This is a genomic window from Paenibacillus sp. JL3B1040 (genome assembly GCF_057063165.1).
Window position 1 is genome coordinate 4,799,504 of the sequence record NZ_CM169317.1, and the last position, 15,336, is coordinate 4,814,839.

The following is a 15,336-nucleotide window of genomic DNA, read 5'->3' on the forward strand; positions in this document are numbered from 1 at the left end:
GACCACTTCAAGCCAACATCAAGCCAACACAACACTAGGCCAACACTAGGTCAACTGTATGCGAATCGTTTTGATCTCAAACGGTGTAAAACATAAGCGGACCCGATCCGTATCTTCCGCCAACAGCCTCATGGGTTCCTCCAGCAAGTTCGCCTCTTCGATGGTCCGGCAAGCCGGCCCGAAGCAAAGCTCGCTATCCGCCCCGGCTCCGGCCGTCTCGTACAGCCGCACGATAAGATGATCGCTGTCCTCGGCTTTCTTGACGGCTTCCACCATCACGTTCGGATGGTCGAGCGATACGAGGGGCTCCGAGGGTAAAGGACTGCCGTCAGCCGCCCCGCCGCCCTGGTCTTCCGCAGGGATCGACTGCGCCGAAGCGAGCGGAATATTTAGTTCATACCCTTTGCGGTACACGCCCGCCTGGATAAAGTCGCCGGCATGCGGATACAAGGCGTAGGTGAAGCGGTGCTCCGCCCGATCGGCCTGCGGATCCGGATACCCTGGGCTGCGCAGCAGATTCAGGTCCAGCACGCCGCGTTCCGCGCGGTGCCCGTATTTGCTGTCGTTCAGCAACGCCACCCCGTAATCCGGCTGCGACAGGTCGAGATAATGGTGGGCGCAGATTTCGTCCCGGGCAAACTCGATCGCGTTGTTCCGGGTTGTCGGCCGCTTTAATACGCCAAACTGAATTTCACAGTTCACCTGGTCGCTGACGACGGACACCGGAAAAGCGACCCGCAGCATTTTCCCCGTCTCCCGCCAATCCGCTTCCGTATCGAAGCGCAGCAGACCATCGCCTTGCAGCAGACGGATCGTTTGCTTCAACGTCGACTCTCCGTAGCGGTAAACCTGCTCGACGACCGCCTGCGGCCCCGACACGTAAGCGCGCCGGCTTTCCAGCGTCAGCGTTCCGGCGATCGTGTCGCGATAGTCGCGCGGAAAGTCCCAGGCATCGCCATCGTCATGGTAGACCGTAAATACGTTAGCCTCCGCCCCCGTCCGGATCGCTTCCCGTCCGGCGGCTTTGTCGTACAACGACACGATGCTGCCGTTCTCGGCAAACCGAACCTCCAGACGTTCGTTCTCCAGCCGGAGCTCCTCGGCGATCAACACTCTTTCCGGCACCAGCGTCTCTACCGAAGCCCGCTTCAGCTCGCGCCAGCCCATTGCCGGCACATGCACATACTGCCAGTTGCCGCCGATGTCCACCCATTCCCGCCGGTCCCACGGCAAGGAATTAAACAGGACGGTCTCGCCGGCGGCAACGCCGAAGCGCCCGGCCGCACGCCCGTAAGCTTCGGCGGTCATCGCCCGGACATCGCCAAGCAGCTTGGCGTAGCGTTCCAGCGACTCGTCGTACACGCGCGTGATCGAAGATCCCGGCAAAATATCATGGAATTGGTACAACAGCACTTCCTTCCAAATCTCCTCCAGCCGGGCGGTCGGGTATCCCGCCGGGCTATCCCCGAGCGCGAGCTGCAGCGAAGCGGCGAATTCCAGCTCGCGCAGCGCTTTTTCCAGCTTGCGGTTATACCATTTGTTGCGCGCCTGCGTGGTCAACGTCCCCTGATGCTTCTCGAGATACAGCTCGCCGCGGTAGGTTTGGAAACGGGAAGCCTCCTGCTCCAACCGCTCGAAGAAGGTGATCGACGGCTCCTGGACGACCGGCGGCAATCCCAGCAGGTTGTGCTCCCGTTCGAGCCGCTCCAGGTGTTCTTCCCCGGGGCCGCCGCCGCCGTCGCCGATCCCGAACAGCATCAGCGCATGCTCCGAAACGTTGCGGTCGAGGTAGGCCTGCTCGATTTTGGCCAGCGACCGCGGAGCTGCCGGGCTGTTGTAGGTATCCTCCGGCGGCAGGTGCGTCAGCACCTTCGTGCCGTCGATGCCTTCCCAGAGGAAGCTGTGGTGCGGATGCGTGTTGTAGGTGCTCCATGAGAGCTTCTGCGTCATCATATAGTCGACACCGGACTTCTTGAGCAACTGCGGCAAGCTGCCCGTATAACCGAACACGTCCGGCAGCCATAACACCTTCATGTCTTTGCCGAACTCCTCCCGGAAAAACCGCTTGCCGTACAGGATCTGCCGCACCAACGCCTCGCCGCCGGAGATATTCGTATCCGGTTCGACCCACATCGCGCCTTGCGCTTCCCAGCGGCCCTCGCGAATGCGTTCCTTCACTTCGGCATATAGCTGCGGATAATACTCCTTCATCCACTGATACAATTGCGGCTGGCTGGCGCCGAACACGTAATTCGGATACTTCTCCATGTTCCGCAGCGCCGTCGAGAAGGTACGGGCCCCTTTGCGGATCGTCTCGCGGATCGGCCACAGCCAGGCCAAATCGATGTGCGCATGCCCGATGGCGCTGACCGTCAGGACGGAATCGCCGCCTTTTTTCTGCAGTTCGCGGGCCACCCGCGCTTTCGCCAACCGCACCGACTCGTCATTGACCTCCGCCAGCAGATGAGCCGCCTCGTAGACGGACTGCAGGACCTGAGCTTTTCTGGCGCTCGTATCCGGCAGCTGCTCGGCCAGCTCGATCAACACCTCCAGGTCGTAGGCCAGTTGCCGGGCTTCCTCGCGGCAAACGGCAATTGCCGCTTCCTTCAGCGTGCCGCTGCGATAGCGGCCAAACAAGTCATTGCATCCGCCGTCTCCCCAGAGATCGATGGTCTCCCCGCCCCGGACGGCGGCGCTGACGTCCACCACCCGCTTGCCGGGCCGCCCCAGGCTGTAATCGAACTCGGAGCTCACATTCGTTAAGCCTTGACGCGGGGAGCCCGCTTCGTCCACAAGGCACAGTTCTCCGTTAATGTCGATCAGCAGAACGATTTTTTGGCCGGCGGCCGTGTCCGGTACGGTTCCTTGAAAATGAAACCAGGCGCAATCCCACAGCTCTCCCCATTTATCCCCGGGCTGAAGCCGGGCGTGCCGGCCGCTCCTCCGTTCGGCATAAGGGACCGGCTCCTTCGTCACCCAAGCTTCCACCTCAAGCCCGGCGATCGGGCGGTAAATGTACTCCTGCAATTTGGCAAGCCTTTGCTTCGCCTTTTGGGTCATGATGTGATTGGATTCATAAGGCATGCTGCATCACTCTTTCAATGTAGTTTACTTCTTCGTAATGGCCTCCGCTCTCTTTTGCGCATCGTCCAAAATGGTCTTGATGTCCTCTTTGGTCATCAGCGCTTTGGTAACGGCTTCGCCGAAGATTTGCCAAATCTTCGAATCTTCCTTGGCAAACGTCGGCAACCCCTGCACATTGCCGGCCATTGCCAGATAGTGCTGGTACATTTCCGGATGCGCGGCCTTATAAGCGTCGGTCTCGGCGACCGTTTTCAATACCGGCGACCGGACGCCCGTGTCGGCGATCAGCTGCTGGACTTCTTCGCTGTACATCGTGCGGATGTACTCGAAAGCGGCTTCCTTGTTTTTCGCATCCTTCGGCACCGCATGGAACGCTGCGCCGATCGTGATATTGCCGGCTTTGCCGTTCGAGGGCAGCGGAATTTGCGACATCCCGTACTCGATGCCGATTTGCGAGCTTTCGATCGCGCGCCACGGCCCGTCGATCAGATAAGCGATTTGTTCTTTTTTGAAGGCGTCGAAATACGTTCCTTCATTCGTGTTCGCCATCAATCCGGCAGGATGGTTCGTGTTGAGCTCTTTCAGGAACTGCACCGTTTCCACGTTGGCGTCGGAGTTGAAGACAGGCTGGCCTTGATCGTCGGCGAAGCCTCCGCCATTGACTACTAGTAGTGTACCATACCGTAAGTACCCGCCGGCATTCGGCCCGGCGTATACCCCGCCGCCGTAGAATTTCCCGCCGCCGGCTTCGGTTACCTTCTGCACGTTAACCAACAGTTCGTCCCAGGTCGCCGGCGCCTTATCGGGGTCAAGACCTGCCTCCTGCACCAGCTTCTTGTTCCAGAACAAGCTGCTGACGCCGGGCTGCGAGGCAAAACCGTAAATCTTGCCGTCATACTCCATCGGCTTCCAGGCGGCCGGCGCTACATTGTCGCGAATTTCCTGCGCCATGTCGTCCGGGAACGGCTCAAGCAATCCTTGCTGGGCGAACCCGGGCATTTGCGTTTCCCCGACGATGATGTCGGGTACGTTTTTGGCCAGGAATCCCGCCGTTTGCTTCTGGATCAGCGGCTCGCCCCAGCCCCAGTCTTCGGTTTTGACCGTAATGTTTTTGCTTTGCAATTGCTCGTTCATGATCGATTGATAATAGTACGGGAATACGCCCGCTTTTTGCAGCGGCTGACCGGGCGTATAATTGAAGTCCTCCTCCGTGATCCGCGGGTCCAACGTCTCATCGGCGATCATCTGCTGCTTCTTCTTCTCCAGCAGATCGCCAAGAACCCCGACGCCAACCGCCACGGCTCCCTCGTTCAGCACGGTAATGGTCGCGCCTTCCGTCGACGACTTCCCGTCATTGCCGGACGGCTGATTCTGGCTGGTTCCCGGGTCATTGGCGGCCGGATGATCGCCGGCAGTATTTCCTCCCCCCGATCCGCAAGCGGCTAACAAGGTAATGAGCAGCAGTGATAAAAACATGACGTGCATTTTTTTCAACAACATGCTTGAACCCCTCCAAAAATCTGTTTTTTTCATTCCGAGTGTTCATCAAGTTAAGTTTTCAGCACTGATGTTTATCCTTCCGATCCGGACGAACCCCGCACCGTTTCTGCCCTACCCTTTGATGCCCGTGTTGGCTAAGCCCTGCACAATGTACTTCTGGAAGAAGGCAAAGATCAGCAGCGCCGGAATCGTAATCCCTAGGCTTAACGTAATGATCATTGGATAATTGATCACTGCGCCGGGGCTGGCTCCAACGGAAGAAATCCGCGTGATGGCGGCCGGAAGCGTTTGCAAATTGTCGTTAGTCGTATAGAAGAACGGGGTGATAAAATCGTTCCACGTCCCCAGTGCCGTCGTGATCGCGATAAACGCCATGATCGGCAACTGCAGCGGGAACAGGATCCGGAAGATCAACCGAATCGTCCCGGCCCCGTCCACAATGGCGGCTTCGTCGATTTCCAGCGGCACCTTCTCCAGCGACTGCTTCACGAGAAACGTTCCCATAATGTTGATGCTGGGGCCGCCGATCAAGTAGACCCACCAGGAGTTGAGAATTCCGGTCCCGCCGGTGAATACGTGATTGCCCCCGGCGAACGGAAAGCGAGCGAATTCAAGGTACGTCGGAATAATGGCCAGCGTGCCGGGAATCATTTGCGTGGCAAGCAGGATCAGAAAGAGTGTGTCCCGTCCCTTAAACCGCAGCCGCGCGAACACGTATCCGGCCAAAAATGAGGTCAAAATCGCCCAAAACGTATTGTAGGCCGTACGAATAAGCGAGTTTTTCATATACGTGGCCACTGCCGTGTCCGCGGACCCGGCGATCAGCGCCTTGAAGTTCTCCAGCGTCGGCGCTTTGGGGATCGGGAGTATGCCCAGCACCGTCGAGGAGAATTCCGTCTTGGTAAAAAAACCGGCAAGCACCATGAAAATCAACGGGTACAGCAAGATGAGCCCAACGCCAAGCAACACGAGATGTCCCAGCAAATGAACGGGCTTAAACTGCTTACTAACTTTGGCGCTTAGTGGACTGGGCATGCGGGAGCGCCTCCTTTCTCGCAGGTTTGACGGGTTTCAGCGGAATGGTCGTCTGTCTGTCGGATTTCGTGGACCAGTTATAGTACAGCACGGTCACGACGATGACGATCAAGGCCATAATGAGCGAAGAAGCGCCGGCCATCCCCAAATTAAAGTCCCAGAAACCATCGCGGTAAATGCGGAACACCAGCACCTCGGTTTGCCCGTAAGGTCCGCCGTTGGTGATGAACAGCACCTGCTCGTAAATCTGGATCGCCGCGATCAGATTCGTGATGACGATATAGGTCGCGATCGGTTTTAACCCCGGCAACGTGACGTATCGCAGCTTATTCCATCGCCCCGCACCGTCGATTTCCGCCGCCTCGTACAAGGATAAATCCACGGATTGCAGACCGGCCAGCCAAATTAACGCCGCCCCGCCCACCCCTTTCCAGACGGAGTAGACCACGATCCAGAAGATGCCCCATCCGACGGAGTACTGCCATACGATGGGTTCCTTGCCCATAGCCTTCAATAAGTTGTTAATGACTCCATTGTTTGAATCCAGAAAAATGTTGAATACCTGCGTTGTCGCGACCGTCGCTGTAATGGCGGGAATATACCAAATCGAACGGTAAAAGCCTTTGCCGAACAGCGGCATGTTCATCAGCAGCGCGGCAAAGAAACCGGCCCCGAGCGTAATGACCGTGACCAGTCCGCCCAGCCAAATCGATCTCCACAACGCATCCGTGTACACCGGGTTTTGAAAGAAGCTGATAAAGTTATCGAACCAGATGAAGTTGGGCGTATCCGCCAGCCCCACCCATTCGAAGAAACCCAACACGAACCCGAACATCGTGGGAAAACCCGAAACCACAAGCCAAACCAGAAACATCGGTACTAGGATAACGGCGGCGATCCAAGCATCTTTGTGCCTTCCAAACCTGCGCTGCAGCGGTATTTTCCGCTCCCGTAATCCCGCATTTTCCATCGTCCAACCAACCCTCCTTACTGTGAAGTGCACTGATAAAGCAATGGTTGTTAACTGCTAATCCATTTGTAATATTAACTATATTCCTATATGTCATTTATGTCAAGATATTGGATATATCATTTATCGCTATTTTTTTGCAAAAAAAGACACCCGCTTACAAGCAAAGCGGATGTCCTGTCGATCGTTTCAATCTACATGGTCCGTTTTCGGAGCGGTCCGGTCGATTGGCTTTCGATCAATTTCGGCTCGAGGATCACTTTGGTATATCCCGGTTCCTTGGCGTCGGGCTTTTGGAAGATGTCCAGCAGGATGCGGGCGGCCGCTTCCCCCATCTCCACCTCCGATTGGGAGATATGCGAGAAGTAACCCCATTCATGCAGCCCCGGCGAAGGATCGTCGAACGTGAGGATCGAGACGTCCTCCGGCACCTTGAGTCCCAATTCCTTGCAAATCGAATAAATGTGCAGGCCCAGTCGCCCGTTTAAAGTAATATAAGCGGTGGCGATCTGGTTCTTGATGAACCGATACAACGGATGCTTCTTGTCGATTTCGCGGTAATCCACATTGAAGTCGGTTAAGATCAGCGCCGGATTAATCATCGCTTCCTTCTGCTTGAGCGCCTCCATGTATCCGTTGATCCGTTCTTCCACCGTGATCGTGGGCAGCGGCGAATCGGAGCAGATCGCGATCTCGCGGTGCCCCAGGCCCCACAAATAATCGACGGCGAGCTGTCCGCCGATCAAACCGTCGCTGCGCGACAAGTTCGTAGCCACTCCGGGCAAATACCTGTCGATCAGGACAAACGGGTAGCCGCGCATCTTGAGGGACAGAATTTCCTCGTTGTACGTTTCCGCGTCGCACGGGAAAATAATCAACCCGGCCGCCCCTTTGCGGATCAAGTCGTTGATCGCTTCCTTCTCCCGATCTATGGAATTGTACGTCAACACGATCTGGAGGCTGTAAGAACTGTCGGCGATAATATTATTGATTCCTTGAAGCAGCCGGATGGCAAAATAATCGACCAGCATCGGCATCACCAGCCCGATTGTGGTACGTCCCGGAGCCTGGGATGCAAATTCGCCGCCTCCCGGCAGAGGCTCGCCAGAACCGGCGCTATACGGTGCGGCGTTGTTCGCCAAGCCCCCCGGGTTTCCGTCAAGCGTCGTCCAAGACGCAGCGTCCGGCGGCGGCGAGCCTTGATGATGGCGATGCAGCAGTTCGCCGATCTCTTCGCTGACGAAGCTGCCCCTCCCGGGGATCCGGTAGATCCAACCGTCCTTCGCCAGTTGCATCAGCGCGTTGGCTACCGTAATCCGGCTGACGTCGAACTGTTCCATCAACTCTTTTTCCGAGGGAATCTTATCGTTCTCCCGCAACCTGCCCTGGAGGATCATATCCTTGAAGTACTGTTGAATCTGCATATATAACGGTTTTCGTTCGTTTTGCATAAGACTTCTCCTATCTTCATACTCTCCATATATTTACACTATATCATTTATAGCATTTAGTCAATCTATTTCATGTCTTGCTCTTGCTTGATAATCATTATTGGATATATTAAACATATTATACAGGCTATATCGTTTATTCTTGTACGAATCGGGCAATAAAGGAGGGAGTTAGCGCCTGGCTTTAATTTGGGAGTTCAAATCCAACGATGGCCCTAAATTCGAGGATACGAGATGAATGAGCTTGATTTGAAGAATCACCCGATCATCGCCGGACCGTCCGGGGCCGGATATTTCTATCCGGCGGATTACTTAGTGGACGAACCATAATCCGTGATCGTAAACTTGATATCGAAGGTGACTGGCGTTTGGCTGAAAACGTCGTCCCAATGATCCTTCACCTTTTTCCAGTATTTAGGTTGAACGATGCTCAACCGATTGCCGAAACCTGCCACATCGGCTTTATATTTCGTCTGCATTTTATGCATTACCGTCTCGAGCATTTGGTTCAGCCTTTTTTCGAAGATCCTCTCTACCTTCTCCAAAAATTCGGTTTTGGACGGATCTTCCCGGACATCCCAATTTTCGATCAACCGCCCTTCCGATTCGATGTTTACATGAAACGAAAGCCGATCTTCCCGAATCCGGGGGGTTATTTTGGTTTTTACTTCTTCAATCTCATAGGTGATCGGTTCGTTTCGCCAATCGTAGCTTTTGATGGCCCCGCCTTCGACATCGCCTTTAATCCAGGCAATGCTCTCCACGTCCGTTTGATCCAGCGAACCGATCCATCTGCCGGTTTCCCCCTTGATAATCCCCGCTCCCGAAAATTTCGTCTCGTTATCGCCAGCGGCAACCTCCTGCAGGAGAAAGCTCTGCTTGGAGCCCAGCATCTCATCCAGCTCGGTCAGAGTAACCTCCTTCATGATTTTGCCGGTTCTAAAGCGGCCGCGGAGCATGTCCCTCAGCCTGAAGGCTGGGGTTTCTCCAGGATGCGCCGTTTCCAGCGTGTTCCGCGCTGGCCCTCTGCTCAAAAGCAGGATGCAACTGGGGCGTATATCGTTATCGCGAAGCACGAAATCCGTCAGTTTATCGATACTTTGCTTTCGAGCCAGTTCGGTGGATACGATGAGTACCTTCAAATGGTGGCCGATGACCGCCCGTTCCCGCCGAAGCGAATACTGCCGCATGATTTCAAGCAAGGAATCCCCCGTTTCCGACGTATTCAGAAATTCGATCGCCTTTCCTTTATCCGATTGTTGATTGTCGCCTGCCGTTCTCATCGGAACGATCTGGATGGTTGCCGTAATCAGATTTCGTTTGGGATAGTCCCCTCCTCGTTTCTCCAGCTCCCGTTCAACGGACGTCGGCTCCCCCTCGTCCAAAGCTAATCCGACATACATGCTTAAATCTTCGATTTCCTTACTGCTCCAACAGCCCGTTTGCACCGCAAGCAATCCGGCAGCAAAGAACAGGAGCAAAATACGGTGTCTACGCATGCTGTTTGAGTCCTTTCTTCCGAATGAGATAAATGACGGATAACGGCACCGTCACCAAGATGAACAAAAAAACGCCGATGTTTCCGACGGCGCCGCCAAGCGCAAATACGTCGTTCATGGTTTTGGGGATCAGGGCAACGATAAAAACCACCGGCATTAACGCAAATAGCGCGGCAGGAAATTTGATGCGAAAAATCTTCGATACGCCCAAGGTCGTGGTAAAAAAATAGATGGTGAAATTGCAAAACATCTGCATCATCCAGATCACCAAAAACGGAAACTCCAAACGCTCAAAAAATAAACCGGTGACTTCAAAGCTTCGCAAAAGATCAAGCGTCGGCCAGGTGCTTCTTAATACGGCGTCGACCGACATGCTTCCGATCACGATCACGGTGGTGCAAAAATACAGCATAAACGGAATGCTTATTCCGGCCAATATCGCTTTGACCGCTTGCTTGGGATGCTGCATATGGCCAACCAAAAACAGGACGACTTCACTGCCCGTAAAGATGAGCAGCGACGATTTCAAGCCTTTGAACACGGGAGGCAAGCCTTCGCCGAGGAAAGGGCGCAAATGGTTGATATCAAACATCCTCATACTGAAAACCAGGCTGAGCAGCAGGATCAAGATGCTCACGGGGAAAATGATTTGAAACAAGCGGGCAATGCAGTTGATGCCTCCGGATGTCAAATAGGCTGCCGTCCAGATGAATGGAATAATAACGGCCCATATAGGTGTGCCCTCCAGCAAAAAAAAGATGTTGACCTCCGCCAAGGCGCGGATCTCAAATCCGGCCAACACCAGAAAATAAAAAATCAGCAGCAGAGACATGACGCTGCCCGGCACCTTCCCGGCAATTTTGGAGGAGAACTCAAAGATCGTGCTCTCCGGAAATTGCTGGCTCAATTTGACCATGAGCAGCACCGCAAGCATCACGACGCCGCCGCCCAGCAAGATGGACAGCCAGGCATCCGGGGTTTGCGTTTGTTCGGCAACGTCCCGGGGCAGCGTCAGAATACCGGCCCCAAGGACGCTGTCGGTTATAAAGATGACCGCTTGCGTTGAGGTGATTTTGTCGTTAGTGCGGATAAACAATTGAGCCCCTCCCGGGTTTCCAGTTTAGGATCTGCGTTGTTTGCGAATCGGCTTCAGCATTTCGGGCCTGCGTTTCATTAGCGTCAGAGGCGCACGGACGAACAAGTCCTTCCAGTCGCGGATGCGGATCGGCGAGATGGGTGTGACATAAGGCACCCCGAAGCTTTCCAGCTTGGTCAGATGGCTGCAAATCAGCAGAAAGAACAGGATCGTTCCGAATATTCCCAGCGCTGCGGCAAAAAACATCCCTATGAACCGCAACATACGCAACGTAATCCCTGCGCTGTACATCGGGATCGAAAAAGAGGCGATAGCGGTTACCGAAACGACAATGACCAGAAACGTGCTGACAATGCCTGCCTGTACGGCCGCCTCCCCGATGATCAGGCCGCCGACGATGCCCATCGCGGAGCCGATCGGCCTGGGCAGCCGGACCCCCGCTTCCCGCAAAATCTCGATCGAGATTTCCAGAATCAAAATTTCGATAAACGCCGGAAACGGAACCCGTTGACGTGCCTCGATAATCGTGATGGCCAGTTCGGTCGGAATCAACCCGGGATGAAAAGAAATAAATGATATATACATGGAAGGGATCATCAGGGACATAAACGCGGCGACAAAACGCAGCATCCGCAATAACGAACCGGCCATCCAGCGTTCATAATAGTCTTCCGGAGATTGCAGCAGCATGCTGAAGGTCACCGGAACGATCAGCGCAAACGGCGTCCCGTCCAGGAGGAGCGCGATTCTCCCTTCCATCAGGGCGCTCATGACCCGATCCGGCCGTTCGGTATTTTGCACCTGTTGAAAAGGACTGAGCATGTCGTCTTCGATGAGTTGTTCCACATAACCGGATTCGGCGACATAATCCAGGTTGATTTTGGCGATCCGCTTCTCCACCTCCTGCAGCAAATCAGGATTTACAATGTTTTTCATATAAACGATCGCCAGGTCTTTTTTTACGGTGCTGCCGACGACGTATTTTTTGATTTCCAGCTGTTCCGTACGGCCCTGGCGCCGGAGCATCGACGTATTTTCGCTCAACACTTCGGTGAACCCCAGCCTTGGACCGCGCAGCAGCGCTTCCGAGGCGGGCTCCATAATGGATCTGGTTTTCCCGTGAGGCGCATCCACCAGCAGCGCATGCGGCATGCCCTCAACCAGCAAAGCCGTATATCCCGCCAGGATCGCCTCATTGAGATGGGCGGTTCCGGAGACTTCGGTCATTTCGGTAACCGGCAGCATTTTTTGCTTCAAGTACGAGGCAAGCTCCTCCGCGGAAGGACGTTTGGCCGCTTGCTCCGCATCGCAGGCGGCGTTAGGCATCAGCACCTGCATGACCTGGGTATCGATCAATTGTTTCTCTGGCATGCCGTCGATATAAATCAGAGCCGCACGCGCGCCCAACTCCGCAATTGCATACTCCCGAAAATGGACGTCGTCATTGCCGCCGATCGCTTGTTTCACGGCTCCAAGATCCGCTTCATAGTCGCCGGACAAGGGCGGGCCGGAGTTTTCCCGAGTTGCTTGCGGATCATCGGCGGAAGCCCCTCCATTCCTATTGCCGGAATGTCTTTGTCCATCCGTAATGACCGAGCGAAGCCGGCGGTGCAAGAAATAGACGGCTATAGGTATCAGCAAAGTGAACCCCGCCAGCATGAAGGTCGTCCAGTCAGGGGTATAAGCTGCAATTTTAGACCACACGAAAACCATTCCCTAAAATGTATTGTTTTTAATCTCTCCCAAAATTTGAAATTAGATGCGAAACAGCCCTTTCGCTTCGCATGAACCGTGAAGCGAAAGGGCTGTTTTCATTTATCATTTACCGGGCCTTAACCGGGAGAATCGGTGATGATTTGCCGTTCGATTCCGAATTTATCGAAGACCTGACCAGTAGCCATCGCTGAAAATCACTTTGGAGCAAGAGCGAACTGCGCTTCCTTCACTTCGAATCGAAACCAGTGAAACGGTCCCGTTCGCAGGTTCCAGCAAATCTCACCTTGCGAAGGAATGAGTATCCCCTGAAAGGGTTTGTAGGTTCCCATACGAACCTCCCACTCCTCCAAAGTGCAGGTTCCTCCAGCTTCTTTATATCGTTGTGCCACAAAACGAACGGGCTCGCCCGTTTTTTGAAAATAAAAGGTGCCTGACGCGTTGATGCCTCCATAGGAGATATTGGCTCGCGCCATATCGTCATCGATCGCTTCCCAAGCAATATACGGCGACAAAGCCGCTGTGGGATACCAGACCATTTCAGCCAGATAGCGTACCAGCGATCCCTGGTCAATCTCGCGGCCATGGGCATGCCCCACTTTAAACACGCCCATAAGCTTGATGAGCATATCGGCTCGACCGTTCAGGTACAAGTCTCTGCCATAAATCGCAACCCCCGGGGCCGCCCGAATTCTCGCCTTCCAGATGAAAGATGGCTGGTCAAGCAAGGAGTACTGCTTGGCGCTGAACGGCATCCATCCTCCCTCGGGCTTCGTGCGCAGCATCCCTTCCTGCCTAATCCTAACGGATCGAATCGGCTTCCCTGTATCCAATGAACGAGTGAGACGCAACCACCTCAACACCGGCGGCGGCAACTGCTGCAACCTATCTTCATGGATTTGGATAACGGGCTCATGAGAGCATACTTGCAGGAGGAGAGACGTTTCCTTTTTTACGCTTCGCCGAAAAGTGAAATTTTTAACAAACGCAGCGATGAGTAATCCTGATCCGACTATGACAATCATGACTAAAGTCTGAAGCCCATGCATGCGCCGCCTCCTCTACGATTTATCAGTGAAACAAAGTGGCTGCTCACAATATTTGCTCATACAACTCAGCCAGCCGTTACGTATTGGCTTCATCCTCGCACTCAATTTCCGTAAGCAACCGATATTGGATCGAAGCGCATCCCCGCTCAAGCAAAACTTTGGTCAAATCCTCCTTAAACAGACGGGCCTGCTCGATCAGGTTCGAACTCATTTTCGTTTCCTGCTAAATTGTCTGTAAATCAAGTACGGAACAGGAGTGAACAGCAAGATAAAGTATTTGCTTCCATACCACCCCGCCTCCCCTTCGAAATCAAAGTGAAACGGAATTTGACTTGGCAGAAACAAGGTGGCGATGCACAACACCAGAAACGTCCCCAATAATAAACCCATCGATATTTTCGTCTGCTTGTTCATTTGATTTCCTCCTTGACTAAGGTATTTGGGCTCGATTTCGCTCTTGACGCCTGCACACCATGATCATCCCTTGAATTGCCGCGGCAGAGAGGAGCGAAACGGACACCGCAATGCCGGCCAGGATGAGCTTCTCATTCCAGTTGTTCGAAAGAGCGAAGTTTAACCAAAGAGAATAGAGCCCGATGACCAGTGCATTCAGCAGAATCGCGAGGATGACGTTGATATTTTGCTTGACCGCTTCCGAACGATTCACCCAGTCCAGCTTCGGATGCAGGACGTCGATCAGCACGCCTAAAGCAGACCAGGCTAAACAAAATAACAAGCCGATGATCCCAATGATCAGGATTTGGTGCAGCCGATAACCGAAATAGAGCATGAAAATAAAGCAGTTAAGCAATAGTCCGATCCCGCTTGCAACCGTGGCGAAGGCGGTCTTAGTCAAAATTTGCTTCTCGTAAGGAAGCGGAATCAGGCGGCATAACCAAAAATGACTGCCCTCTCTTGATACGCTGCTGGAGGCGACCACATTAAATCCGGATGTGATGACCACAATCGCCAATGCCAGGACGGTCGCCATAAAAGAAAACCGCTCCTGAACAACCATACTCCTGATCCCTTCAAGTTCACTTCCCGAAGCGCTGAATCGAAAAGCCAAAGGCAGCAGGAACGGGGGGAGAACAACGCCAAACATCCCGTTCAGCACGTAGATCGGTTCACGGAAGAACAGCCTCCATTCCTTGTAAAAGCAACTGAGGAGCGGGTGTCGCTTAGCAAACATTCTCTGCGGATTTTTTGCCGGCTTGGTGCGCCCTTCCTGGACGAACAACGTCAGACCATCCGGGAACAAGCGGCGTCCCATGTGCCAAAACAGATATAAAGCAGCCCCCGACAGACCAAAGTAAAGCAAGAACATCAGCCCATAATGATGGGCCTCCAGGCGACTTAGCAGTGCCAAACCGTTTTCCGGTGTTGTTCCGCCAAGCAGGCGCCCCGTCATCCATCCTGTGAACGCCAGCAGCAACAGATAGCCGGCCGCCGCCATCCACCCCGGATTCTTCTTCCAGACCGCGGACCACTTCAAGGCCAACAAAGCAATCCCGCCCAGAACGGTAAGCGGCATAATCGGACTGAGCAAAATAAGGACGAAGGCCGCCGCCAGAAGCCCTGCCGAAAAATGATCCAACGCATAGAGGATGAACGGAGGAACAAGCAATAGGAAGGCAAGCACATATCCGAGCAGAATCGCCACCAGCAGTTTGCTGAAGAGCAAGACCTCGGACCTGAGAGGTAAATAAAATAAGCCGATACTGTCTCTTGAGAAACAAAACAGATGCAGGATAAAAAAAGAACCCACCAGTAACAAAAAAACATTAAACATCCAGAACACGGCACCCCCAAAAAGGGGTTCCATTCCCATGTCCTGAAAATACCGATACAGATTACCGATGCTCCGGGTATAGAAGGACATTAATAATCCACCGATGGACGTAACGATCATCAGGAACACCATTGTATCCACATTCAG

13 protein-coding genes are annotated in these 15,336 nt (G+C 54.0%); 1 reads left to right on the forward strand and 12 read right to left on the reverse strand.

The annotated features are described in order from the left end of the window. Nucleotides 1–45: 45 nt before the first annotated feature. The 8 genes from ACZF99_RS21975 to ACZF99_RS22010 form a co-directional block, all read right to left on the reverse strand. Nucleotides 46–3,084: an alpha-mannosidase gene (locus ACZF99_RS21975; RefSeq protein ID WP_483607098.1), complete on the reverse strand. Its 3,039-nt coding sequence runs from the start codon at nucleotides 3,082–3,084 to the stop codon at nucleotides 46–48. 24 nt (nucleotides 3,085–3,108) lie between these two features. Next, nucleotides 3,109–4,584, reverse strand: a complete 1,476-nt coding sequence (locus tag ACZF99_RS21980) for an extracellular solute-binding protein (protein ID WP_483607099.1) — start codon at nucleotides 4,582–4,584, stop codon at nucleotides 3,109–3,111. A 111-nt stretch (nucleotides 4,585–4,695) separates the two neighbouring features. After that, on the reverse strand, nucleotides 4,696–5,619 hold the full coding sequence (locus ACZF99_RS21985) for a carbohydrate ABC transporter permease (protein ID WP_483607100.1): 924 nt from the start codon (nucleotides 5,617–5,619) through the stop codon (nucleotides 4,696–4,698). Then, the gene (locus ACZF99_RS21990; protein ID WP_483607101.1) at nucleotides 5,591–6,589 is read right to left on the reverse strand and encodes a carbohydrate ABC transporter permease; all 999 of its coding nucleotides are present in this window, start codon (nucleotides 6,587–6,589) and stop codon (nucleotides 5,591–5,593) included. Before ACZF99_RS21990 ends, ACZF99_RS21985 begins: the two co-directional genes overlap by 29 nt. 194 nt (nucleotides 6,590–6,783) lie before the next feature. Beyond that, nucleotides 6,784–8,040 (reverse strand): GntR family transcriptional regulator, encoded by a 1,257-nt coding sequence (locus ACZF99_RS21995; protein ID WP_483607102.1) that lies wholly within the window; start codon nucleotides 8,038–8,040, stop codon nucleotides 6,784–6,786. Between the two features lie 308 nt (nucleotides 8,041–8,348). Continuing rightward, a complete protein-coding gene (locus ACZF99_RS22000) occupies nucleotides 8,349–9,539 on the reverse strand; it encodes a Ger(x)C family spore germination protein (RefSeq protein ID WP_483607103.1) in 1,191 nt (396 codons plus the stop codon). Next, nucleotides 9,532–10,635: a GerAB/ArcD/ProY family transporter gene (locus ACZF99_RS22005; RefSeq protein WP_483607104.1), complete on the reverse strand. Its 1,104-nt coding sequence runs from the start codon at nucleotides 10,633–10,635 to the stop codon at nucleotides 9,532–9,534. Before ACZF99_RS22005 ends, ACZF99_RS22000 begins: the two co-directional genes overlap by 8 nt. Nucleotides 10,636–10,659: 24 nt before the next feature. Continuing rightward, nucleotides 10,660–12,339, reverse strand: a complete 1,680-nt coding sequence (locus ACZF99_RS22010; RefSeq protein WP_483607105.1) for a spore germination protein — start codon at nucleotides 12,337–12,339, stop codon at nucleotides 10,660–10,662. An 80-nt stretch (nucleotides 12,340–12,419) separates the two neighbouring features. Between ACZF99_RS22010 and ACZF99_RS22015 the strand changes: the two genes are divergently transcribed. Further along, on the forward strand, nucleotides 12,420–12,542 hold the full coding sequence (locus ACZF99_RS22015) for a hypothetical protein (protein WP_483607106.1): 123 nt from the start codon (nucleotides 12,420–12,422) through the stop codon (nucleotides 12,540–12,542). 3 nt (nucleotides 12,543–12,545) lie between these two features. On the opposite strand, the gene ACZF99_RS22020 is transcribed toward ACZF99_RS22015, so the two are convergent. From ACZF99_RS22020 to ACZF99_RS22035, 4 genes are all read right to left on the reverse strand, one after another. Further along, complete coding sequence (locus ACZF99_RS22020; protein ID WP_483607107.1) at nucleotides 12,546–13,373, reverse strand: DUF6544 family protein; 828 nt, start codon at nucleotides 13,371–13,373, stop codon at nucleotides 12,546–12,548. Nucleotides 13,374–13,473: 100 nt separating this feature from the next. Next, the gene (locus ACZF99_RS22025) at nucleotides 13,474–13,608 is read right to left on the reverse strand and encodes a hypothetical protein (protein WP_483607108.1); all 135 of its coding nucleotides are present in this window, start codon (nucleotides 13,606–13,608) and stop codon (nucleotides 13,474–13,476) included. Continuing rightward, nucleotides 13,605–13,811 (reverse strand): DUF1648 domain-containing protein, encoded by a 207-nt coding sequence (locus ACZF99_RS22030; protein ID WP_483607109.1) that lies wholly within the window; start codon nucleotides 13,809–13,811, stop codon nucleotides 13,605–13,607. The genes ACZF99_RS22025 and ACZF99_RS22030 overlap by 4 nt, the downstream gene beginning before the upstream one ends. Nucleotides 13,812–13,827: 16 nt before the next feature. Beyond that, nucleotides 13,828–15,330, reverse strand: a complete 1,503-nt coding sequence (locus tag ACZF99_RS22035) for a hypothetical protein (protein ID WP_483607110.1) — start codon at nucleotides 15,328–15,330, stop codon at nucleotides 13,828–13,830. Between the last annotated feature and the right edge of the window lie 6 nt (nucleotides 15,331–15,336).